This window comes from Polaribacter ponticola (assembly GCF_026191475.2).
Taxonomy (GTDB): Bacteria; Bacteroidota; Bacteroidia; order Flavobacteriales; family Flavobacteriaceae; genus Polaribacter; species Polaribacter ponticola.
Window position 1 is genome coordinate 891,770 of the sequence record NZ_JAOSLC020000003.1, and the last position, 23,899, is coordinate 915,668.

At 29.5% G+C, this 23,899-nt stretch carries 25 protein-coding genes; 8 read left to right on the forward strand and 17 right to left on the reverse strand.

The annotated features are described in order from the left end of the window. The first annotated feature begins 2 nt into the window (after positions 1 to 2). Both N5A56_RS09035 and N5A56_RS09040 read left to right on the forward strand, forming a co-directional pair. Positions 3 to 1,607 (forward strand): pyruvate dehydrogenase complex dihydrolipoamide acetyltransferase, encoded by a 1,605-nt coding sequence (locus tag N5A56_RS09035; RefSeq protein WP_274270356.1) that lies wholly within the window; start codon positions 3 to 5, stop codon positions 1,605 to 1,607. 63 nt (positions 1,608 to 1,670) lie between these two features. Then, the gene (locus N5A56_RS09040; RefSeq protein WP_265725159.1) at positions 1,671 to 2,357 is read left to right on the forward strand and encodes a GNAT family N-acetyltransferase; all 687 of its coding nucleotides are present in this window, start codon (positions 1,671 to 1,673) and stop codon (positions 2,355 to 2,357) included. Between the two features lie 59 nt (positions 2,358 to 2,416). Here N5A56_RS09040 and N5A56_RS09045 read toward each other — a convergent pair whose 3' ends face one another. The 5 genes from N5A56_RS09045 to N5A56_RS09065 form a co-directional block, all read right to left on the reverse strand. Then, entirely contained in the window at positions 2,417 to 3,124 is a 708-nt protein-coding gene (locus tag N5A56_RS09045; RefSeq protein WP_265725160.1) for a hypothetical protein, read from the reverse strand. Positions 3,125 to 3,232: 108 nt separating this feature from the next. Beyond that, positions 3,233 to 5,410: a DUF5916 domain-containing protein gene (locus N5A56_RS09050; protein WP_274270357.1), complete on the reverse strand. Its 2,178-nt coding sequence runs from the start codon at positions 5,408 to 5,410 to the stop codon at positions 3,233 to 3,235. Further along, complete coding sequence (locus N5A56_RS09055) at positions 5,397 to 5,843, reverse strand: nuclear transport factor 2 family protein (protein ID WP_337994840.1); 447 nt, start codon at positions 5,841 to 5,843, stop codon at positions 5,397 to 5,399. Before N5A56_RS09055 ends, N5A56_RS09050 begins: the two co-directional genes overlap by 14 nt. Positions 5,844 to 5,928: 85 nt before the next feature. Further along, positions 5,929 to 6,843, reverse strand: a complete 915-nt coding sequence (locus tag N5A56_RS09060; RefSeq protein WP_274270358.1) for a helix-turn-helix domain-containing protein — start codon at positions 6,841 to 6,843, stop codon at positions 5,929 to 5,931. 215 nt (positions 6,844 to 7,058) lie between these two features. Next, a complete protein-coding gene (locus N5A56_RS09065) occupies positions 7,059 to 7,469 on the reverse strand; it encodes an Lrp/AsnC family transcriptional regulator (RefSeq protein WP_265725166.1) in 411 nt (136 codons plus the stop codon). Positions 7,470 to 7,588: 119 nt separating this feature from the next. Between N5A56_RS09065 and N5A56_RS09070 the strand changes: the two genes are divergently transcribed. Together N5A56_RS09070 and N5A56_RS09075 are read left to right on the forward strand one after the other, a co-directional pair. Beyond that, positions 7,589 to 8,518, forward strand: coding sequence for a 2-hydroxyacid dehydrogenase (locus tag N5A56_RS09070; RefSeq protein WP_265725167.1), 930 nt, complete (start codon positions 7,589 to 7,591; stop codon positions 8,516 to 8,518). A gap of 2 nt (positions 8,519 to 8,520) precedes the next feature. Then, positions 8,521 to 8,937: a VOC family protein gene (locus N5A56_RS09075; protein WP_265725168.1), complete on the forward strand. Its 417-nt coding sequence runs from the start codon at positions 8,521 to 8,523 to the stop codon at positions 8,935 to 8,937. 67 nt (positions 8,938 to 9,004) lie between these two features. On the opposite strand, the gene N5A56_RS09080 is transcribed toward N5A56_RS09075, so the two are convergent. The 11 genes from N5A56_RS09080 to hemA form a co-directional block, all read right to left on the reverse strand. Beyond that, the gene (locus N5A56_RS09080) at positions 9,005 to 10,315 is read right to left on the reverse strand and encodes a dihydrolipoamide acetyltransferase family protein (RefSeq protein WP_265725169.1); all 1,311 of its coding nucleotides are present in this window, start codon (positions 10,313 to 10,315) and stop codon (positions 9,005 to 9,007) included. A gap of 171 nt (positions 10,316 to 10,486) precedes the next feature. Further along, positions 10,487 to 11,389 (reverse strand): oxygen-dependent coproporphyrinogen oxidase, encoded by a 903-nt coding sequence (hemF, locus tag N5A56_RS09085; RefSeq protein WP_265725170.1) that lies wholly within the window; start codon positions 11,387 to 11,389, stop codon positions 10,487 to 10,489. Continuing rightward, positions 11,379 to 12,137 carry an EI24 domain-containing protein gene (locus N5A56_RS09090; protein WP_265725171.1) on the reverse strand — a complete coding sequence of 253 codons (759 nt, stop codon included), beginning with the start codon at positions 12,135 to 12,137 and terminating at the stop codon, positions 11,379 to 11,381. The genes hemF and N5A56_RS09090 overlap by 11 nt, the downstream gene beginning before the upstream one ends. Positions 12,138 to 12,147: 10 nt before the next feature. After that, positions 12,148 to 12,492 (reverse strand): 5-carboxymethyl-2-hydroxymuconate Delta-isomerase, encoded by a 345-nt coding sequence (locus N5A56_RS09095; RefSeq protein WP_265725172.1) that lies wholly within the window; start codon positions 12,490 to 12,492, stop codon positions 12,148 to 12,150. 3 nt (positions 12,493 to 12,495) lie between these two features. Beyond that, the gene (gene hemE, locus N5A56_RS09100) at positions 12,496 to 13,524 is read right to left on the reverse strand and encodes a uroporphyrinogen decarboxylase (RefSeq protein WP_265725173.1); all 1,029 of its coding nucleotides are present in this window, start codon (positions 13,522 to 13,524) and stop codon (positions 12,496 to 12,498) included. 93 nt (positions 13,525 to 13,617) lie between these two features. Beyond that, positions 13,618 to 14,907, reverse strand: coding sequence for a glutamate-1-semialdehyde 2,1-aminomutase (gene hemL / locus N5A56_RS09105; protein WP_265725174.1), 1,290 nt, complete (start codon positions 14,905 to 14,907; stop codon positions 13,618 to 13,620). A 1-nt stretch (position 14,908) separates the two neighbouring features. Continuing rightward, a complete protein-coding gene (locus N5A56_RS09110; RefSeq protein ID WP_265725175.1) occupies positions 14,909 to 15,325 on the reverse strand; it encodes a hypothetical protein in 417 nt (138 codons plus the stop codon). A gap of 37 nt (positions 15,326 to 15,362) precedes the next feature. Beyond that, positions 15,363 to 15,674 (reverse strand): hypothetical protein, encoded by a 312-nt coding sequence (locus tag N5A56_RS09115; protein ID WP_265725176.1) that lies wholly within the window; start codon positions 15,672 to 15,674, stop codon positions 15,363 to 15,365. A gap of 17 nt (positions 15,675 to 15,691) precedes the next feature. Further along, positions 15,692 to 16,657: a porphobilinogen synthase gene (gene hemB / locus N5A56_RS09120; protein WP_265726120.1), complete on the reverse strand. Its 966-nt coding sequence runs from the start codon at positions 16,655 to 16,657 to the stop codon at positions 15,692 to 15,694. A gap of 82 nt (positions 16,658 to 16,739) precedes the next feature. Then, on the reverse strand, positions 16,740 to 18,329 hold the full coding sequence (gene hemC, locus N5A56_RS09125; RefSeq protein WP_265725177.1) for a hydroxymethylbilane synthase: 1,590 nt from the start codon (positions 18,327 to 18,329) through the stop codon (positions 16,740 to 16,742). A gap of 11 nt (positions 18,330 to 18,340) precedes the next feature. After that, positions 18,341 to 19,576 (reverse strand): glutamyl-tRNA reductase, encoded by a 1,236-nt coding sequence (hemA, locus tag N5A56_RS09130; protein WP_265725178.1) that lies wholly within the window; start codon positions 19,574 to 19,576, stop codon positions 18,341 to 18,343. A 205-nt stretch (positions 19,577 to 19,781) separates the two neighbouring features. Here hemA and N5A56_RS09135 point away from each other — a divergent pair, with 205 nt between their 5' ends. The 4 genes from N5A56_RS09135 to N5A56_RS09150 all read left to right on the forward strand — a co-directional run bounded on the left by N5A56_RS09135 (position 19,782) and on the right by N5A56_RS09150 (position 23,159). Beyond that, positions 19,782 to 20,666 (forward strand): helix-turn-helix transcriptional regulator, encoded by an 885-nt coding sequence (locus N5A56_RS09135; RefSeq protein WP_265725179.1) that lies wholly within the window; start codon positions 19,782 to 19,784, stop codon positions 20,664 to 20,666. Between the two features lie 95 nt (positions 20,667 to 20,761). Continuing rightward, positions 20,762 to 21,271 (forward strand): TrmH family RNA methyltransferase, encoded by a 510-nt coding sequence (locus N5A56_RS09140; protein ID WP_265725180.1) that lies wholly within the window; start codon positions 20,762 to 20,764, stop codon positions 21,269 to 21,271. Between the two features lie 132 nt (positions 21,272 to 21,403). Then, positions 21,404 to 22,420, forward strand: a complete 1,017-nt coding sequence (hemH, locus tag N5A56_RS09145; RefSeq protein WP_265725181.1) for a ferrochelatase — start codon at positions 21,404 to 21,406, stop codon at positions 22,418 to 22,420. 226 nt (positions 22,421 to 22,646) lie between these two features. Then, the gene (locus tag N5A56_RS09150; protein ID WP_274270575.1) at positions 22,647 to 23,159 is read left to right on the forward strand and encodes a CopD family protein; all 513 of its coding nucleotides are present in this window, start codon (positions 22,647 to 22,649) and stop codon (positions 23,157 to 23,159) included. A 67-nt stretch (positions 23,160 to 23,226) separates the two neighbouring features. On the opposite strand, the gene recR is transcribed toward N5A56_RS09150, so the two are convergent. Further along, positions 23,227 to 23,844: a recombination mediator RecR gene (gene recR / locus N5A56_RS09155; protein WP_265725183.1), complete on the reverse strand. Its 618-nt coding sequence runs from the start codon at positions 23,842 to 23,844 to the stop codon at positions 23,227 to 23,229. Between the last annotated feature and the right edge of the window lie 55 nt (positions 23,845 to 23,899).

Below are 23,899 nucleotides of genomic sequence, written 5' to 3' on the forward strand. Positions count from 1 at the left end.
ATATGGCTACAATTATAAATATGCCGCGTTTAAGCGATACCATGGAAGAAGGTGTTGTGGCAAAATGGTTAAAGAATGTTGGTGATAAAATTGAAGAAGGCGATATTTTAGCTGAAATTGAAACTGATAAAGCTACTATGGAGTTCGAATCTTTTCATGAAGGAACTTTATTACATATTGGTATTCAAGAAGGCGAAACATCTCCTGTAGATGTTTTACTAGCTATTATTGGTGAAGAAGGTGAAGATATTTCTACAATTTTAAATTCAAGTGCTGCTTCTGAAAAAACAGAAACTATTAAAGAAGAAGAAAAAGAAGTAGAAGTTACTACTACAGCCAATGCTGTTGCTATTCCAGAAGGAGTTCAAGTAATTATGATGCCTCGTTTGAGTGATACTATGACTGATGGAACTGTGGCTACATGGTTAAAGAAAGTTGGAGATAAAGTTGAAGAGGGTGATATGCTTGCAGAAATTGAAACTGACAAAGCTACAATGGAGTTTGAGTGTTTCTATGAAGGAACATTATTACACATTGGGGTGCAAGAAGGAGAAACAGCTCCAGTAGATAGTTTATTAACTATTATTGGACCTGCAGGAACAGATGTTTCTGCAATTGTTGCTAACGGCGGTTCTGCATCATCTGCTGAAAAAGAAACTACTTCTATTAAGAAAGAAGAGGAAAAAGAAGAAAAAGCTGTAGAAACTAAGACTACAACTAATTCAACTAATACTTCTGGAGGTAGAATATTTGCTTCGCCATTAGCTAAAAAAATTGCTTCTGATAAAGGGTTTAATTTAGCTGATATTAAAGGTTCTGGAGAAAACGGAAGAATCATTAAAAAAGATGTTGAAAACTTTACACCAATAGTAAAGATTGAAGCTTCGGCACCTAACGCAACTAATAATAACATTGCTGTTGGTATAGAAAATTCGGAAGAAGTAAAGAATTCTCAAATGCGTAAAGCAATTGCAAAATCTTTAGGTAATTCTAAATTTACATCACCAGACTTTAGTTTAAATATTGAAGTTGACATGGATAATGCAATGACTTCTAGAAAAACTATAAATGCAATTCCAGATGTTAAAGTATCTTTTAACGATATGGTTGTTAAAGCTTGTGCAATGGCATTAAAAAAGCATCCACAAGTAAATACTTCTTGGACAGATACAAATACTATATACCATAGTCATATTCATGTTGGTGTTGCAGTAGCTGTAGATGATGGTTTATTAGTACCAGTAATTAAGCATACAGATCAATTAAGTTTAACACAAATTGGTGCTGGCGTTAGAGATTTAGCAGGTAAAGCAAGAAACAAAAAAATAGCTCCAGCAGAAATGCAAGGTAGTACTTTTACAGTTTCTAACTTAGGTATGTTTGGAATCGAAAATTTTACATCTATTATTAATCAACCAAACTCAGCAATTTTATCTGTTGGAGCAATTGTTGAAAAACCTGTTGTTAAAAACGGCCAAATTGTTGTTGGTAATACAATGAAATTAACTTTAACTTGCGATCACAGAACTGTTGATGGTGCGGTTGGAGCACAATTTTTACAAACATTAAAAACGTTTATTGAAAATCCTGTTACAATGTTAGCATAGATTTTTAAAACTATTTATATGAAAGCTCGCAATTTGCGAGCTTTTTTTATACATTTATTTAAGATGAAAAATTTAGAAGAAAAATTAAAAAACCCCGTTTGGCACTCTTTAAAAGAAACTCATAACAAACATCTTTTAGAATTTGATGGCGTTCAATTTTATCATCCAGATATTTGCATTTTTGGTTCTTTTTATGATGAAACAAAAACAGCAAAAGCTTTAAATGAATATGCTAAACTAACTGATAAGTTCTTTTTAGTTTCAGAAAATCAGACACCAATTATAGATACAAATTATGTAGTACTAAATAAAAAAATTGATGGTTGTCAAATGGTTTTAGAAAATTTTATAGAAATAGAAATTACTGAAAATATCGTTCATTTAACTAAAGAACATATAAATGAAGTCTTCGATTTAATATGGTTAGTTATGCCTAGTTTTTATAAAAGAAGAGGTTTTGAAATGGGTGAATATTATGGTATTTTTAAAGACAACAAACTAGTTTCTATTACAGGTCAAAGAATGCAAACTAACGATTTTATAGAAGTGAGTGGAGTTGTTACACATCCAGATTATACAAAGCGAGGTTACGCAAAACAATTAATTACGCATACAACCAAAGAAATTATAAAAGCTAAAAAACTACCTATTTTACATACAAATAAAGGAAACGCTGCCGTACCTCTTTATGAAAAATTAGGTTACAAGTTAACAAGAGATATGAATTGGTGGCTTTTTAATAGAAAGTAAAAGTTAAACATAAAAAAGCTCGCAATTTGCGAGCTTTTTTATGTTTAACTTTTTAAATATTACATTTTTGTAGTTACAAGTTTCATTGTGGTTGTTACACCTTGTGCTTCTATTTTTGTAATAACATCAGATTTTAAGGCAACTCCAGAAACTCTATCTAAAGTCATCGTTCCTTTAATATCAGCAGCACCTGTTGCGGCCATACTTAGTACAACATTTTTTTCTGAAATTGATTTTACAGTAAAAACTGTAGTTATTGTTACTCCAGCAGTAGCTTCTTTTACCTCAAAAGTATCTCCTACTTTAACAGCTCCTTCCGGAAAAACAACATTGCTTTTTCCTAAGTTTTCAGAACCTTGAAAAGCAACACTTGTCGATGACTCAAGAACTTTTCCTAAATTATTTGTTTTTGAAGAAATTACAGCCTTTAACATCGGGCTCATTTGCGATTTCATCATCATTCCCATTTCATCTAAATCCTCATCACTCTTACTTGAGTCATAACTAATAGCATTCATACCTTGCATGATATCTAAAACGACCTTTGTAATTTTTCTTTCACTATTATAAATCCCTTCGTTTACATCAACAATGTTTAGAGTAGAACTTATTTTCATATCCATAACCATTTGTGGTGAACTCACATTTTGAGACATTTCCATTTTATAAATATCTCCTTTATTATAATTTACTCTAAGTTTCACTGATTCTTGAGCTAGACCAATAGTTCCTATTGATAAAAATAAAATTGCTACTAATTTTTTCATTTGTTTGATTTTTGTTTAATTGAATTAATCTTTCGCGAATATAATATTTTTAGATATAAGAAACCCTCTAAAAAAGAGGGTCCTAAAATTTATTATATATCTCAAATTTTAAAAATCAAATCGATAATTCATTTTAAATGAAAATCCCCAATTTTGTCTTTTTATATGATCATTAAAATTATCCGTTAAAACTAAATAAATATATGAAAGTGGTCTATACTCCCATTGCAACCTAGTGTTTACATTAAAATTATCCCTTTGTGTGTTATGTTGTACATACGTAGTCCAATTTAATCGATTATTAAAAAAAACTTGACCTGTAAAACGTGTTAAATGAAACGTTTCTTTACCTAACTGATTTAAATCTATTTTATTAACATCATACGTAAGCTCTAAATTAGCAAAAGGTAACATTTGATAGTTTAAATATGCACCAGCAGTAGTTCTTTTTCCTCCATAATAAGTTCCTTTTTGAATATTGATTCTATACCTTAATTTTTGGTTATTAGCAGAATTATATCCTACTTTTAAAATACCAAAATTATACTTATCAGGAGTTAAAGCATTTCCATTACCTAAAGGATCAAAACCATATTTTAAATCGACTATATCATAATTTACAACATAATAAACAGCAGATAAATCTTTGAAAAATACCGCAGAGTTTAAAGAATGTTGAGACTGTGTTAGTTTCCCGTTTTCATCAAAATAATTATTTAAGCCATAATTAAAAAAGCGTACAGAGTTTATACTTTTAGATTTCTCATAAAACTTCTCATATTCTACTCCAGAAGAGGTTTGTAAATAACCTTCTCTAATAGTTACATTATTTATAGCATCATAATTATATAACCTAGGTGTAAAACCAACATCTGTTATATAATTTTTACCTAATTTTCTTACTGATGTATTAAAATTTAAACCTCTTTTATTAAAGTAAACACTTGCGTTGTAAAATGAATTATCTCCAGAAATTGCATCATTAAAACTTTTACCGTAATTAAGTAAACCTGTCCATTTATTATTGTTAGACTTGTAATTTACATTAACTCCTGCTACACGGTTAAAATCATTTTTAAAATCGAATTTATCCGTTTCCTGTCTGTTAATTATAAAACCTGTAGTTGCAAAATTATTAGTTAATTGATGTTCTGCAACCAAAACTCCAAAATTTTGAGCTACTACTCCACTCTCTTTACCTGTTTGAACATTTAAAACTCCTATTCTAGTTTTTGGCGATACATTGCCTGATAGTTTTAATCCAAATTTAATTGCTGAACTTGCTCCAATTCTTCTAGAGTAAAACGGATTAACTCCAAACACACCAAGGTTAGAAAACAAATCTGCATTTTCTAAAAAGAAGTTTCTTTGTTCAGGAAAATTTAAAGCAAAACGGGTTAAATTAGTTACTTGTTGATCTACATCAATTTGCGAAAAATCAGGATTTATAGTAGCATCTAATTTTAAGGAAGAAGTAACATTGTATTGAACATCTAAACTTGGTTTAAAAGAATTTAAATCAGTATTATTAGCAACATCTTTTTGAAAATTGGTTGTTACAGATGGTGTTACTGTAAACCTAGAATTAGATTTTTTAGGTAAATTTTCAATAGAGAATTTCTCTGTAAAACGTAAATCTAAATTCGCATAATTTCGTTTTACATTTTTAAAAATAGTCCAAGAATTATTTTTAATATCTCTAACATAAAATTGCACACCAAACACACCATTACTCGCATCAAAATTTAATGCTTTTAAAGGTATTGCTATTTCATATTGCTTTTTAGTTCCGTTTAAAATTGCCTTAGATTGCCAAATTGTGTTCCAACTAAAACTTAAATTATAATCACTATTACTTCTACCAACCAATCCGTCTGTTTGGTTTCCTAAAGAATTTACTGCAAAGAAATAACCATTCTGTTCTTGATTTTGGGTATCTAAAATTATAACAAAAGAATCGCTAAACGCAATTGAAACATCTCTTTTTAAAGTGCTAACTTGGGTTCTTTCTGTTGAATCGTTATAAATTGCTCTAACATATAAATATTCTTTATTATGGAATATTTTTACTGATGTTTGGTTTTCTGCCAAACCAATATCTGTAGGCAAATAATTGTAAAAGCCAGTATATTCCGGCAATTGTTGCCAAACCTGTTCGTTAAATTTACCATCTACTTTTATTTTAGTATCTATATATTTTATGGTTGATTTTTGTGCATAACCAACAATAAACATGAAAAGCATAATAAATATAGCAAAATACTTCTTGTTTCTATTTTCCATCATCTACACGAGTTGCAGTTTTACTAATTATCTTCCAACCATTTTCAAATTTCTTTAATAGAAATAAATCTATATAAATCCATTTTCTATCCGGACCAGCAATTTCAACTTTTGCAGTTGCAATATCTTTTACAACTTCTGTTGCCAAAATTGTTGCAACTCTACCATTAAATTTACCAATTTTAGCATTCTTGAAAAAACCAACGTATTCTTCTGGTGAATACAATTTAAAACCATCTCTACCTGTAAGATATAAGGTTGCATTTTTAGTAAATGTGCTTAATAACATCTCTGGTTTATTATATGAACTTCCATCCATATAATTTTGTAATGTTTTTTCAATTAATAATGTATCTGATTGAGCATTCGAAATTTGAACGCCTAAAAAAAGGCAAAAAAGAAAATATAATTCCTCATAATTATTTGTTTTAAAGATTTTGTCAAATCTCTAAAATCAATAAAAAAAAGTAGTGAATTATTATAATTGAGGTGTCCAGAATTATAAATCAGGACAAATAAACCTATTGATACTGCTTCTTAAATGCAGATGGCGTTTGCCCTACATTTTTCTTAAAAGTAGCGTAAAAACTTGATTTAGAAGAAAATCCAGCTTCAAATCCTATTGCTTCTAATGTAAATTGGTTGTTTTCTTTTAATAATTGTTTTGCTTCATCAACTCTATACTCATTTATAAAAAAAGCAAAACTTTTACCTAAATTATCGTTTAACAATTGTGATAATTGGTGTGTAGAAATCTGTAACTCTTTGGCAATGTCTATTAGTTTAACATTTGTGTTTTTATGAAACTGCTTTTCTAACATTACAGAATTTAAAGATACAACTAAAGCATTTGCCTCTTTCGTTTTTATTTTTTTAGATGCATATTTTTCTGGAATATCTTTAAAAACATTTTCTCTATTACTTCTAAATAACAGGAAAATTAACAGTCCATAAAACACAACTGAAAAAGTTATTGTACCAATTAAGTACAAATAAAAATAACCTATTATATAAGCAGAAAAAATTAAAACATTACCTACAAACACCCAGATTAACCAAGATTCTGAGGTAGTTAATTTTTCATTTTTGTTAAATAATTTTCTAAAAATACTCTTTAGAATAAAGGCAGAAAGTACTAAATAAATTCCCCAAACTGAATAAATGAAATGAATAAAATATTGATGCCAAAAATCTACATTTGTTCTATAGGGTTTTAATAAACCTATTAAAACTATAAATACAGAAAGAATACTAAAATGAATCTTCCAACTTTTAGCAATAGTCTTCTTATTCTCTACTGAAGATTTTAAATAATAGAACAAAGAAATTCCTATTAAAAAGCATGCTGATAATCCTATTTGAGAAAGCAACAAATCTCTACTTTCCCTTTCAGTAAAAATAATATAGACAGACTTTCCTATTCTTAAACTTAACATTAACAATAAAGCACCAAAAAATAAATTTTGTACTCTCTTTTCTTTACTAAAAAAAGAAAATAAAAACTTGCTAAAAAACCATTAAATACTCCAATGGAACAAAGAAAAAATAATATAGGATTACTGAATGCCATTAAATTAAAAAGTTATCGTTTTCAAAGAAACAAAAAAACATTTACAAATAAGAGTCTATAAATATTGATGTGAATAAAAACTTATATTTTAGAAAGAATAAGAAATGTATTTGTATCACTAAAAACCATTAATGCATCTAATAACTGTTGTAATTTTAATTGATTTTGAACCACAACTTTTAAGTGAATATTTTGACTACCAGTTATTCTATGAGCTTCCTTAACTTCTCTAAAGTTATTTATTTTTTTTAATATATGCTTCAATTGTCCTGGAAAAACTTTTAACAAAATGAAAGCTTCCAAATCATTTCCAAGTTTTTTGTTATCTAAATCTAATGTGTATTTTTTAATCACTTCAAATTCTTCTAACTTTTGAATTCTTTCTCTAACTGCTGATGGAGAAAGATTTATTTGCCTTCCTAAATCTGCAAAAGACATTCTAGAATTATCTTTTAAAATATCTAACAATTGCCTATCTATATCATCTACCATTGTATAAACTTAAATTTAAAACAAAAAACTTCTTTTCAATTGCAAATATAACCATTAACAACCAAATCAATTTTACGATTATTAAATTAGATTTTATCTTTGTACAAAACATGAAACGTATGAGTATTCTACTAATTTTCGAAAACAAAGATGTAAAACCCTGGTTAAAAGAACTAAAGATGAAAATACCTAATACTTTAATAGAAGTATATCCAAAGGTTAAAAAAAATGAATCTGTAGATTTTATAATCTGTTGGAGACCTAAAAAAGATGTTTTTGAAAATTTTTTAAATGTTAAAATTGTACAATCTGTAGGAGCATCAATAGACCACATTACAAACTCTCAAAAAATTAACAAGGAAACAATAGTTACCCGAATTATTGATAAAACACTATCCAATGATATGTGGGAGTTTTTAATTACAATAGTAATGGCAGAATTAAAAAACACAAACACTTATTTGACTCAACAAACTGACAAAGTATGGCAACAACACTCCTATAAAACTATTAATAAAACTACTATTTCCATTTTAGGTTTAGGAAAAATTGGAAGCTTAGTTGCAGAGAAATTTTCTCAAATTGGGTTTAATGTTAAAGGTTGGAGTAATTCAAAAAAAGACATACTAAATGTTGATAGTTATTATGAAGAAAATGAGTTCGATACCTTTTTAGCAGATTCAGATTTTTTAATCAATCTTTTGCCTTTAACAAAGAATACAGCTAACATATTAAATAAAAATGTTTTTGAAAAATTACCTAATAATGCATTTCTTATAAATGCAGGAAGAGGAGAGCATTTAGTAGAAAAAGATTTACTTAATGCCTTAGAAAAAGGTGATATTTCTGGAGCTTTGTTAGATGTTTTTAGAAAGGAGCCCTTACCTAAAAATCATCCGTTTTGGAATCATTCAAAAATTAAAATAACACCACATGTAGCTAGCTTAACTGATGTTGAGCAAGCATCAAACCAAATTTCAGAAAATTACAAACGATTTATAAATAGAGAAACACTTTTAAATACAGTTTCATTAAAAAAAGGTTATTAACTATGAATAATAAATTTCACCTTGCATTTAAAGTAAAAGACTTAGAAAGTACAATAATTTTTTACAACCTCATACTTGGCTGTAAATTAGGTAGACAAACTGAGCATTGGGTAGATTTTAATTTTTTTGGACATCAACTTTCTGTTCATGTATCTGATAAAATACCAAAATTAGATTACTGTGGAAATGTAGAAAACCTTAAAGTTCCAATTCCACATTTTGGTTGTCTAGTAGAAAATAAAGTCTTTAGTACGATACAGGAAAGCTTAGAAAAGCATAAAGTAGATTTTATTATCAAACCTCAAAAAAGATATAAAAACAAAATTGGAGAACAAAAAACAATGTTTTTTCTAGATTATAGTAATAACCCTTTAGAATTTAAATGTTTTAAAAACGAATTAGATATTTTCAAAGACTAATCGTGAGTAAAACAAAAAAACGCTTGGAATAACCAAGCGTTTAATAATTTAAATTAGAATAACTATTTTAGAAATCTTGGTTTACATCCCAAGCTTCTATAATCTCTTTTAAAGTTTTAATAAACATTCCGCCTAAAGCGCCGTTTACAACTCTATGATCGTATGAATGAGATACAAACATTTTTTGTCTGATTCCAATAAAATCTCCATCTGGAGTTTCAATTACAGCAGGTACTTTTCTAATAGCACCTAAAGCTAAAATTGCAACTTGTGGTTGATTGATAATTGGTGTTCCCATTACAGAACCAAAACTACCAACATTTGTTACAGTATAAGTTCCTCCTTGAATTTCATCTGGCTTTAATTGATTATTTCTTGCTCTTCCTGCTAAATCATTTACAGCTTTTGTCATTCCGACCAAGTTTAATTGATCTGCATTTTTAATAACAGGAACAATTAAATTTCCGTCTGGTAAAGCTGCAGCCATACCAAGGTTTATATTTTTCTTTTTGATAATTGTATCACCATTTAAAGCAATATTTATCAAAGGATATTTTTTAATTGTTGATGCAACTGCGTGCATTAAAATTGGTGTAAAAGTCAACTTCTCTCCTTCTCTTTTTAAGAAAGCATCTTTAACTTTATTTCTCCATTTTACAATATTAGTAACATCAATTTCTATGAATGACTGAACATGTGCAGAAGTTTGAACAGAATCAACCATATGTTTGGCGATTAGTTTCCCCATTCTACTCATCTCAATAACCTCGTCTTCACCATTTACAGAAACTGGCGCCGCTTTAGCAACAGGTTTATCTGACTTTGTTGGTGTTTCTGGTTGAGAAGCTACAATTTTAGGCTGAGGATTTTTTCCTCTATTTGCTATGTAAGTTAAAATATCATCTTTAGTTACTCTATTATCTTTTCCTGAACCAGAAATTGCACCTAATTCAATCATAGAAACGCCCTCTTTCTCAGCAATATTTCTTACTAAAGGTGAATAAAATTTACCTGAATCCGAAGTCTTAGATATTGGTGCAGAAACAACTTCTACAACTTTTTCTATCTTTTTTTCAACTTCTGCTACTTCTTTTGGCGCCTCAACTTTAACCTCTGTACTTGCAACAACATCTCCACCTTCAGTTTCAATAACTGCTATCGTATCTCCAACAGCTACTACATCGTCTTGGTTAAATAAAATTTCAACAAGAGTTCCTTCTACTTCAGAAGGTACTTCAGAATCTACTTTATCAGTAGCAATTTCTACAACAGCTTCATCTAATTCAATGGTATCACCTACTTCTTTTAACCAAGAAGTAATAGTTGCTTCAGCAACACTTTCTCCCATTTTTGGTAACTTTAATTCAAATCTTGCCATAATAAGTCTGTTTTAACGAGAGCAAAAGTACAAAATACTACCGATTTTTTCATATTTATATTAATGAAAATTTTTGTTAATATTTATGATATTCGTAAAAAAGAAAGCCAAAAATCAATTTTAAAATAAAAAATACTGTTTTATGGCTTTATAATTATGTTTTCAGCAAATTTAGGCCCAGTTTTTAGGTTTTGCTAAAACTTTTAGAAGTTTGTTTTCTTCGGAATTTTCTTCTGGATGATGATTGTAAATCCACTGAACCGTTGGTGGTAAAGACATTAAAATACTTTCTATTCTTCCGTTGGTTTTTAAACCGAAAAGTGTTCCACGGTCATGTACTAAATTAAACTCTACATAACGTCCTCTTCGTACTTCTTGCCAATCTTTATGCTGTTTTGTAAATGAAATTTCTTTTCGTTTTTCTACAATTGGCACATAACTTTCTAAGAAACTATCACCAACTTCTGTAACAAAATTATACCTGTCTTGCATTGTAAATTCTTCGGTTTCTTTTAAATAATCGAAGAATAAACCTCCAATTCCACGAGCTTCATTTCTATGTTTATTCCAAAAGTAATTATCGCAAGTTTCTTTAAACTTCGGATAAAATTCTGAATTATGCTTGTCGCAAGCCGATTTACAAACTGTATGAAAAAGCGTAGCATCTTCATCAAACAAATAATAAGGTGTTAAATCTTGACCACCACCAAACCATTGTGTTACAATATTTCCTTCGGAATCATACATTTCAAAATAACGCCAATTTGCATGTACAGTAGGTACAAAAGGATTTGTTGGATGCAAAACTAAACTTAAACCACATGCAAAGAAATTACCTTCTGTTACACCAAACTGTTTTCTTAAAGCTTCTGGTAATTCGCCAAAAACCTTAGAGATATTTACACCTCCTTTTTCAAAAACATTTCCGTTTTCTATAACTCGAGTTCTTCCTCCACCACCTTCATTTCTTGTCCAAAGGTCTTCTTTAAATTTTGCGCCAGCATCAACTTCTTCAATTTTAGAAGTAATAGTGTCTTGCAAATTTTCTATATAATTATAAAACTTATTTTTCATAAACGAGTTCTTGTTTCTTATGTAGTAAAGCCAATGTTTTAGTAGAAGCTGCTGTTACAGATAATGGTAAAACGATAATTATACCAATTACCGGAATTAACAAACACAACATAAAAACAACACCATTTCCTATTGCAAAACCTTTATGATTACCTACAAAATCTACACTTTTCTTATAATCTAAATGACGTTCTAAAGTGTAATCCATATTACCAAAACCTGCGTAATAAGACTGAACCATAAAGAGTAAAAATGTTGAAAATATATTTACTACTGGTATAAATTTAAGTACTAAAATAGGTAATGTTATTAAAAGTTCTTTTGATAAATTTCTAACATTTATTCTAACACCTCTAACTAATTGTTCTGTATTTGTAGTTTTTCTATGCAAATGTTTTACATTTCCATAAAAATGTGCTTCAATTTTTTCTGACACAAAACTCATAAAAGGCGCAGATAAAGCCATTATAATGTGTTTATAAAGAATTAAACCAATGATTACAACAACTAATCCACCAACAAAGTTACTAATAGCTATAAAAGCTTCTTTTCCAAATTCCCAAATCCATAATTTAGAAATAACCCCTCCAATATTATCAGATAAAACATACGCCTCTACACCAATTAAAACAGCTGTTACAATACTTATTAAAATAGGAACTACAAAATACTTCCAAAGTTTTAACTTTGAAATTAATGCAAAAGCACCAGCGTATTCTTTTATTCCTAGAACGATATTTTTTATCATATATAAAATGCTAAACCATTGTTTTATTGCAATAAGATTCTTTTTCAAAATCTCTTACATTCATAGAAACAATTGGCACTTGCGGAAATAAAGTATTTAATGTAGTTACAATTGCAAATGAAAGTTCTGCTTTCTGATCTGCAGTTCTTCCTTCCATTATATTACCAAATACATGTATAAAATCTGCTTTACCTCCTTGCACTAAAGAGTGTTTAAAGGGATTTAAACGTACTTTAATATCATTTCTTTCAAATAATCCTGTAGAAAAAGCTGTTTCTAAAACAGCTTCAAGAGTTTTTCTAGGATCTTGAAGCTCTAATATGTTTTCTGAGCAATCTAAAATAAAGTGAGGCATTTTTTAACTTGCTTTATATTCTTTTACCGCATCTACAAATGCCTTGGCATTTTCTAATGGAATGTTAGGTAAAATACCATGACCAAGGTTTACAATATATCTATCTTTACCAAACTCATTAATCATTTGGTGTACCATTTTCTTAATTTCTGCAGGTGGAGACAACAATCTAGAAGGATCAAAATTACCTTGTAAAGTAATTTTTCCGCCAGATAAATAACGTGCATTTCTTGCAGAACAAGTCCAATCTACTCCTAAAGCAGATGCTCCTGATTTCGACATATCATTTAATGCAAACCAACAACCTTTTCCAAAAGCAATTACTGGTGTAATATCTTTTAAAGCATCGATAATTTGCTGAATATATTGCCAAGAAAATTCTTGATAATCTACAGGAGATAACATTCCTCCCCAAGAATCAAAAACTTGTACAGCATTTACACCAGCTTCAACTTTAGCTTTTAAATATGCTATCGTTGTATCGGTAATTTTTTGTAGTAAACTATGCGCAACCACAGGGTTTGTAAAACATAATTCTTTTGCTTTATCAAAGTTTTTAGAACCTTGACCTTGCACACAATAACATAAAATTGTCCAAGGAGAACCAGCAAAACCAATTAATGGCACTTCATCATTCAGTTTTTCTTTAGTCGCTTTAATTGCATCCATAACATACCCTAAAGTATCTTGAATATCTGGAACAATTACTGAGTCTAAATCTTTTTGATTTCTAATAGGATTTGGTAAATATGGTCCAAAATCTGGCTTCATTTCCACATGAATATTCATTGCTTGCGGAATTACTAATATATCAGAAAATAAAATTGCTGCATCCATTCCATATCTACGAATTGGTTGCACTGTAATTTCCGATGCTAACTCAGGCGTTTGACAACGAGTAAAAAAATCGTATTTCTTTTTTATTTCCTGAAATTCTGGTAAATACCTTCCTGCTTGACGCATCATCCAAACTGGTGGTCTATCAACAGTTTCTCCTTTTAATGCTCTTAAAAATAAATCGTTTTTAATCATATTCTTTCTACGTCATTGCGAGTTTACGAAGCAATCTGTTTATTGAATAAGAGATTACTTCGTCATTCTTCCTCGTAATGACGATTTGTTTATTTACATTTTTGATACAGCTAACATTCCTGCATCAATTGCTTTACTTATTTTTTCTAAATCTTTTTTTGATAAAGCTGATGACAAAAACCATGCTTCAAATTGAGATGGTGGTAAAAACACACCGTTGTTAATCATTTCCCAAAAGAAAACTGCAAACTTTTTAGTATCAGACAATTGAGCTTCTACAAAATCTGTAACTTCACTATTTACAAAGAATGGATTTATCATTGAACCAAATCTATTCACTGTTAAAGATACATTGTATTTTTTAGCTGTTTCTAATAAAACCGTTTCTAAAGAACTCGCTATTTTCTCAAACTCTTTATATGGATTTTGTTTTTTCAACTCCGTTAAAGTTGCAATTCCGCCCGCCATAGCAATAGGGTTTCCACTTAACGTTCCTGCTTGATACATTCCTCCTAAAGGCGCAACTTCTTGCATAATTTCTTCTCTGGCTCCGTAAGCTCCAACGGGGAAACCACCACCAATTACTTTACCTAAACAAGTAATATCTGCTTCTACACCTAATAACTCTTGCGCTCCTCCAAATTTAGAACGGAATCCTGTCATAACCTCATCAGCAATTAATAAGGCTCCTTTTGTTTCTAAATAAGCTTTTAATTCTACCAAGAAATTATTTTCTGGTATTACAACTCCCATATTACCAGCAATTGGCTCAATAATAACACCTGCAATATTATCGTCGTTTTCAAAATGCTTTTTAACACTTTCTAAATCATTAAAATTAGCAATTAATGTGTTTTTTACTGCTCCATCTGGCACACCTTTAGAACCCGGTAAACTTAAAGTTGCTAATCCAGAACCTGCTGCAACCAATAACGCATCTTGATGCCCGTGATAACAACCTGCAAATTTTATAATTTTATCTTTTCCTGTAAAAGCTCTTGCTAAACGGATTCCGCTTAAAACTGCTTCTGTTCCAGAATTTACAAAACGTACTTTATCCATTCCAGGAAAAGCATCACAAACAATTTTTGCTAATTTTATTTCATTTTCTGTAGATGCTCCAAAAGAATAACCTTTTTTTAATGCCTTTTCAACTGCTTTTTGGACTTTTTTATGCCTATGACCTATAATCATAGGTCCGTAAGAAAGTACTAAATCTACATATTTATTACCATCAACATCGGTAATTTTAGTTCCTTTTGCTTTTTTTATAAACAACGGATTTCCTCCTACTGAAGAAAATGCTCTTACCGGAGAATTTACGGCTCCAACAAGGTTTTTTAATCCTTTTTTATATAGTTTTTCTGATTTTTTAAACTCCATACTATTCTTTCTGCTTTTCCATTTTTAACACAAGCGGAAGTCTTTCGTCTGCACTTAAATTAAAAAAGGTACCGTTTTTATTTTTTGAAACTTTTATTCTCATTATTGAGTACTTGTTCTTCTCATTGCCTACTAAAACTGTACTGTCGTTTACAATCCAACTCGCTTTTTTAACAGATTTTAAAATATAAGAAAATATGGCATTTGAAGAATCTGATTTTAAAACCATTGTACTATCTTTTTTTAACTGAAAAGTAGCTTTTCTATAACCATCAACCACACTTTTAAAATTAACTTTATTAGGTGATTTTTCTATTTTTACGACCTTCCAACTACCAATAATTGAATCTCTATCAATATTTTGAGCAACAATAATTGTTGATGACAAAAAGATAAGTAAAACGATAAATTTCTTCATAAAATGTAGTTTTCAATTTTCTCTTAGGATTAAACAACTATAATGTTTTTTCATTTAATTTATTTATTAAATCCTTTCCAAAATCTCGTGTATTTTTTTCAGAACTATTAGGATAATTTAAATCAACCATTAACCTATTTTCTGTATTAATTTCACGTAAAGTTGGAAGAACAGGGTCATACGAAACATTATCATTTTCATCATAAATTAAGATTGTTCTATCCAAGTGTTTTTTTATATGTAAAAGATTCCCATTTAATTTAACAGAAGATTCAGATATCACTTCAAGCAAAGAAGCTTTATCAACTCGCTCCATATTAGTTTGTTTAGTTTTACTAATCCTTTCCATTTTAAATACTTTTTAGTTTAACTTTTCAATAAAACTTTAGCAGCTTCTTTTGCAAAATAGGTAATAATTATGTCTGCTCCTGCTCTTTTCATAGATAACAAACTTTCCATCATTACTCTTTCTCCGTCAATCCAACCTTTTTCTGCAGCAGCTTTTACCATTGCATATTCTCCACTTACATTATAACAGGCAATTGGTCTATCAAAATTATTTTTTAAATCTCTAATAATATCTAAGTATGATAATGCAGGTTTTACCATTAAAACATCAGCTCCTTCTTGATCATCAAAAGTAGCCTCTCGCATACCTTCATCTCTATTTGATGGATCCATTTGATACGTTCTTCTATCTCCAAAAGTTGGCGCAGAATCTGCTGCATCTCTAAACGGACCATAAAATGCTGAAGCGTATTTTACTGAATATGTCATAATTGGTAAATTTACAAAACCAGAATTATCCAAAGATTGACGAACCATATCTATCGTTCCGTCCATCATACCAGATGGCGCAACCATATCTACACCCGCTTTAGCATGAGATATAACTTGTTTTGCAAGATTTACTAAAGTTGCATCATTATCTACATCATTATCATGTATAATTCCGCAATGACCATGAGAAGTATATTCGCAAAAACAAACATCTGTAATTACATATAAACTCGGGTAATTTTTCTTGATAAAACGAATTGCTTGTTGCATAATTCCGTTATCATTCCAAGTTTCTGTTCCTTCTTCATCTTTATTAGAAGGAATACCGAATAATAAAACTGCAGGTATATTTAATTCAACAACTTCTTCTAATTCTTTAGAAATTCTATCTAAAGAAAAACGTTTAATTCCTGGCATCGAAACAATTTCTGTTTCAATATTTTCTCCTTCTTCTATAAAAAGTGGATACACAAAATCGTCTACAGATAGTTTAGTTTCTTTAACTAATCTTCTAATTCCTTCTGATTTTCTTAATCTACGAGTTCTAAACATCAATTTTTACTATGTCAGGTCGAGCGCAGTCGAGACCTAATTTATAAAAACCTCTCGACTGCGCTCGAGGAGACCTTCTTTATTATTTTGAATAATACAAGTTCACCAATTCTAAAACACTATCTACACTTGGCATATTTGCTACTTCTACTTTATCAAAATGTTTTCTTGCCTCTACAGCTGTTGTTTCTCCAATACAAAAAGCAACTTTGTCTGGGTTGTTTTCTTCTAAATAACTTACAATACCAGAAGGACTGTAAAATATAAGTCCAGAAACTTCATCTCCAACTTCTGTTGGACTTAACATTGTTTTATAAGCTTCTACTTCGTTTACAACTATATCATTAGATTGCAAATAAGCAGGTAAAATATCTAATCTTACATTACTACAAAAATAAGTTACTTCCTTATTATCTAATTCTTTAATTAAATATTCAGATAGTTTTTTAGCATTTTTAGAAACATGAGCAACTTTACCTATTCTATTTTCAATTAGCTTTTTTGTTCTTCTACCAACGCAATAAATATTTTTAAAACTCATTTCATCTCTTGTGAAAGAATTTAAAAGTGCTTCTACTCCATTCTGACTAGTAATAATTACGTTTTCAATTTCATTTTTTACTGCCTTTGGCGGAATTCTATTAAAACGAATTTTAATAAAATCGCTATCTTTTACACCAATCGTTTCAGAAAGTGTTTCTTTCTGAAGTTCAGAAAGTTTTTTAGTAGAATAAATGTGTTGTAAAGGTGCTTCAGCTTCATCATTATCTTCTGCTATTAACTCTTTACCACCTCTGTTAATTACATAATCTGCACAATCTTTAGCTAGATACTTATGACTACCTAGCTTAACAGCTTTATTAACTGTAATTTTCTTTGAGCCATCTTTTTTAAGTAAAACACCTTTAAAGTTAACCTCTTCCGTTTTTGAGTTGATATACACTACGGCTCCAATTGGCGCTGTACAACCACCTTCTAAAAGATTTAAAAACTCACGTTCTATAGTAGTACAAATTTCTGTTTCTCTATGGTTTAATTGCTCACAAGCATCTAAACAATACTCATTATCTTCCAAACAAGTAACCATAATTGCACCTTGTGCTGGTGCAGGTATCATCCAAGAAAGACTAATAATTTCTTCAGGCTTTATATCTAAACGATACAAACCTGCAGCAGCAAAAATTGCTCCGTTCCAATCGTTATTTTCAAGTTTTTCTAAACGTGTATTTACATTACCCCTTAAGCCAACAACTTTATGTGTTGGGTAACGATCTAGCCATTGTGCTTTTCTACGCAAGCTACCTGTTGCAATTACTGCATTTGGTTGTCCAAAAAACTCTTCACTTTCCTTAAAAATTAAAACATCAGAATAATCATCACGTTTTAAAACTGCAGCTTGTATTATGTTTTTAGGTAAAACTGTTGGCACATCTTTTAAAGAATGAACAGCAATATCAATTTCTTTATTTAACATGGCAATATCTAGATTCTTTGTAAAGATTCCAGTTACTCCCATTTCATATAAAGGCTTGTCTAAAACAATATCTCCAATAGATTTAATAGGCACAATTTCTGCTTGATACCCTAATTCCTCTAATTCTTTACGTACTTTGTTCGCTTGAAAAAGAGCCAATTGACTATCGCGAGTTCCAATTCTTATAATTTTTTGCATGTACTTTTTAGTTAGTTTTGAAACACTTTATTGATAACTTGTAGACTTTGAGATACAGATGTATCTTCATCTTTTAAGTGCTTAACAAACTGTGTTGTAATTTTTTGAATGATGCGTGAAGTTAAGATTTCTGCTTGATTTTCATCAAAATTATTTATTTTCTTTTTCTGAAAATTAATCTCATCATTTTTTATATTCTCTAAAGATTCTTTTAAAGCCGCAATTGTTGGTGTAAATTTTCTATGATTTAACCAGCTATTAAACTCTGCTTTATGAATTTCTATAATATTTTCTGCTAAAGGAATTTCTTGTTGACGAACCGCTAAAGTTTCATCGGTAATTTTAGAAAGTTCATCTACATTTACCAAAGAAACACCTTTAAAATCGGTTACATTTTTAGCAACATTTTCTGGCATCGATAAATCTAAAATCAGTAATTCTTTATTATTAGCAATATGTTCTTTTAAAATTGTTGGTTTGTCTGCACCAGTAGAAACAATTAACACATCTGCTTTCTCTATTTCTTCAGACAAATTTTCTATTACAGACTTTCTAATAGAACTATGTTCTTTCACAAACTCCGCTGCCTTTTCTTCTGTTCTATTTATCAAACAAATTTGATTGTTCTGCGTATATTCTGCTAAGTTTTTACAGGTATGTTTCCCCATTTTACCCAACCCAAAAACTAAAATATTTTTAGAGTTGTAATCTGGTAAGTTTTTTATGATGTATTGCACAGCTGCGTAAGAAACAGAAGTTGTACCAGAACTTAATTTCGTTTCGTTTTTAACACGTTTACTAGCTTGTAAAACATTGTTTAATAAACGCTCTAAATACGCATTCGTTGTATTTAGTGATTTTGCTAACTTAAAAGACTGTTTTAATTGACCTACGATTTCGTAATCTCCTAAAATCTGACTTTCTAAACCTGTACCAATTCTAAATAATTGATAAATTGCTTCTTGATTTTTGTAAACGTTAGAAACTTTTGCAAATTCATGAATTGAACCTTCAGAAAATTCGCATAAAAGTTCTATTAACTGACAAGGTCGTTCTGCAAAACCAGAAATTTCTGTTCTATTACAAGTTGATAAAATAAAAATTCCTTTAAAATCTTTCTCTTTAGCAAGTTCTAGCAATGCTATTTGATTTTCTTTAGACAAAGAAAACTTCCCACGCGTTTTTGCGTCGGCTTTTTTATAACTTACTCCAATGTTGTAAAAGTGCTCTTGTTTGTTGGCCTGCATGTATTTGTAAAAGATGGTCAAAAGTAAAAACTTCAATTAGAAAAAAGTATCGCTAAAAGTACTTTTAATAACGATATCAGTTTTTTGACGAATTTTAGCATCAATAAATTACAAAAACCCTTATTTTTGCAATGGTGTTAAGGTTTTGCAATTATTTTATATAGAATCATTCTAAATAAAAACACGTCAAAAAACAAGAATATTTATGTTTAAAAATGTCGGAGAAAGTACTTTTGAAGAAATAAACTTAGAAAAAGGCTTTTATGTACTTCATTTTCAGAACGAAAGCAAAGAGGTTCAAAGTTTTGAAAGAGAAATAAGTAGTACATTTATTCAAATGCACTTTTGTTTGCGGGGTAATTCTAAATTTCTATTCAACAATAGTTCTTATTCTTTTGATGTATTAGACAATAGATCTATTTTATTATATAACCCACAACGAACCTTACCTATCAATTTAGAAATTCAGCCAAAAACAACGTTAATCTCTCTATTGATTTCTATTGAAAAATTCCATTCTTTATTTTCTAAAGAATCAGGATACATTCCTTTTTTAAGTGATGAAAACAGCAATCGAAAATTTTATGACGATACTGAGACAAAACCAACAGTTTCTATCGTTTTACAACAAATAATCAACTCTAACATTAACAGTTCTATTAGAGAATTATATGTGAAAGGAAAAGTTTATGAGTTATTAAGCTTGCATTTTCAGCAAGAAGAAAATACAAATGGCGAATACTGCCCTTTTTTAGTTGATGAACAGAACGTTATCAAAATTAGAAAAGCGAAAGAAATTATTATTGCTAGAATGTCTGAGCCACCAAGCCTACAGGAATTAGCGAACGAAATTGGCTTAAATCTTAAAAAATTAAAAGAAGGTTTTAAGCAAATTTATGGCGACTCTGTTTTTAGTTTTTTATTTGATTATAAAATGGAACACGCAAGAAGATTACTAGAAAGCAACCAATATAATGTTAACGAAGTTGGTTTAAAAGTTGGTTATAGTACTGCAAGTCATTTTATTGCTGCTTTTAAAAAGAAATTTGGCACAACACCAAAAAAATACGTAATGAGTTTAAATAAATAAACAATTAGCAATTAGCAATTAGCAATTAGCAATTAGCAATTAGCAATTAGCAATTAGCAAAAATGAAAACTTTGAAAATTTGAAACTAAAACATTTTGAAACAATTAACACATTACGACATCGAAAATAATCAAAAACAATTTCCAATAACCATTGTTTGTGATGCTATTAGAACTCCAGAAAATATTGGAATGTGCTTTAGAATATCCGAAAGTTTTGGTGTAGAAAAAATCTATTTCCATGAGAGCTCACCTTCTTTAGATAATAGAAAAGTAACAAAAACAGCTAGAAACACAATTAAACATATTCAACATAATTATTATACTGATTTCATATCTGTAGTTAGCAAATTAAAGGAAGAAGGAAACACAATTATAGGGATAGAAATTACTGATAAAAGTATAAATATTCAGGATATCAATTTTAAGAATCATGATAAAATCGTACTACTTTTAGGAAGCGAAAGAAACGGAATTGAAAATGTTGATTTAATAGATTATTCTATTGCAATACCAATGTTTGGCAAAAACTCTAGCATGAATGTTATACATAGTTTAGCAATTACTTTGTATGAAGTTACGAATCAGTTAGTAGTTAGTAGTTAGTAGTTAGTAGTTAGTAGTTAGTAAAACAAAAAAAATAAGATTCTGGATTAATTTCAGGATGATAAAAATAATTAAATAACAAAAGTTTTAATTTTTACTTTTAAAAACTTTGAAACTTTGAAACTTTTTTAAATGAAAGGAATATTAATAAACAATTTAGGATCACCAGACACAACAGAAACAAAAGACGTTAAAAAATACTTAGATGAGTTTTTAATGGACGAACGTGTAATTGACATTCCGTACTGGAAACGTTATTTACTTATTAAAGGTATTATTCTTAGAACAAGACCTAAAAAATCTGGTGCTGCATACAAGAAAATTTGGTGGAAAGAAGGTTCTCCATTAGTGGTCATTTCTGAAAGGTTTACAAAAAAACTGATTAAAAAAGTAGATACCCCTGTTGCATTAGCAATGCGTTATGGATCTATGACCATGGAAAACGGAATTAAAGAACTTGCAGACAAAGGTGTTACAGAAATATTTTTAGCACCAATGTATCCACACTACGCAATGTCTTCTTACGAAACTGTAGTAACCAAAGCAGAAGAAATTATTGCAGCTAATTATCCAAATATAAAACTAGATGTTTTACCTGCTTTTTACAACAAACCTGGTTACATAAAAGCGATGAGTAGCAATATTGCAAATCACTTAAAAGGATTCGATTACGATCATATTTTATTTTCTTATCATGGTATTCCAGAACGTCATATTTTAAAATCAGACGTTACAAAAAGTCATTGTAAAATAGATGGTTCTTGTTGTGAACGTAATTCTGTTGCGCATCATACATGCTATAGACATCAATGTTTTGAAACTACAAAAGAGATAGTAAAAACACTTGGTTTAAAAGAAGGTTCTTATAGCAACTCTTTTCAATCTCGTTTATTAAAAGATCCTTGGTTAAAACCGTATACAGATTTCGAGTTAGAGAAATTCCCTTCAGAAGGAAAGAAAAAATTAGCCGTTATTACTCCTGCGTTTGTTGCCGATTGCTTAGAAACTTTAGAAGAAATTGCAATGGAAGGAAAAGAAGAATTTTTAAAATTTGGAGGAACAGACTACAAACATATCCCGTGCATGAACGACAATGATGACTGGGTTGATGTAGTAGTTTCTTGGATTAACGACTGGAAAAATAAATAAACGTTTTGCAAACTGTCAGTTCGAGGGAATTTATGAAGAATGAATAAATTTGTATCGAGAACCTTATCAAAAAAAATCTCGATACAATTTCGAAAAAAAATCGAAATCACTCGAAATGACAAATTGTTTTAAAAAACTGAACTTTGAAACTAAATTAAAATAAGATGGATTTCCTATACGTAAAAGCATTGCATATTATATTTGTAGTAACCTGGTTTGCTGGTTTATTTTACATTGTTCGTTTGTTTATTTATCATGCAGAAGCAGAAAAAAAGAAGAACCAGCTAAAGAAATTTTACAAACTCAGTATAAATTAATGAGTAAAAGGTTATGGTACATTATCACTTGGCCTTCTGCTATTTTAGCTAGTTTTTTTGCTTTTTGGATGCTATATAAAAATCCTATTTATCTAGAAATGCCTTGGATGCATGTAAAACTAGCATTCGTTTTTGCATTGTATTTTTATCATTATTCTTGCCAAAGAATTTATAGTCAATTGCAGAAAAACATCATTAAATACTCTGCTTTAAAACTGAGAATGTTTAATGAAATTGCAACAATCATTTTATTTGCAGTTGTATTTTTAGTAACCTTAAAAAGTGCAATTAATTGGATTTGGGGTGTTGTAGGCATTATTCTTTTTGGAATAATTATGATGTTATGTATTAAACTCTACAAAAGAATTAGAGAGAAAAAATCTTGGGATAAAGCAGAGAAGGAAGTTTTGAAAAAGGAATAAAAATAACATAGAGTAACTGTTTGCATTCGCAGTTACTTACTATTGACTGAATACTGCAAACTAACTTTTAACTTCTAATACTCTGCTCAAACGGAATTCTATTAACAATAGACCTTCCTAAAGTAACTTCATCTGCGTATTCTAATTCATCGCCAACAGCTATTCCACGTGCAATTGTAGACGTTGTTATTTCAAATTTTTCTATCTGTTTAAAAATATAGAAATTTGTAGTATCACCTTCCATAGTAGAACTTAATGCAAAAATGAGTTCTTTAACTTCTCCGCTTTCCACTTTATGAACTAAAGAATCAATTTCTAAATTTTGAGGTCCAATACCTTCAATGGGAGATATTTTACCACCTAAAACATGGTACAAACCATTAAATTGCGATGTACTTTCAATAGCCATTACATCTCTAATATCTTCTACAACACAAACAATTTCTGCATTCCTTTTTGGGCTATTACAAATATCACATAAAACAGTATCAGAAATATTAAAACACTTTTCACAGTTTTTTACATCATTTCTTAAATGCAACAATGCTTCAGACAAATACTTTGTATTTTCTTTAGGTTGTTTTAAAAGATGTAAAACTAATCTTAAAGCTGTTCGCTTCCCTATTCCTGGTAAACGAGAAACTTCATTCACAGCATTTTCTAATATTTTCGATGAAAAATCCATAGTTGGCAAAATTATGAATTATCAATTATCAATAACGAATTAATCAATTAAAATT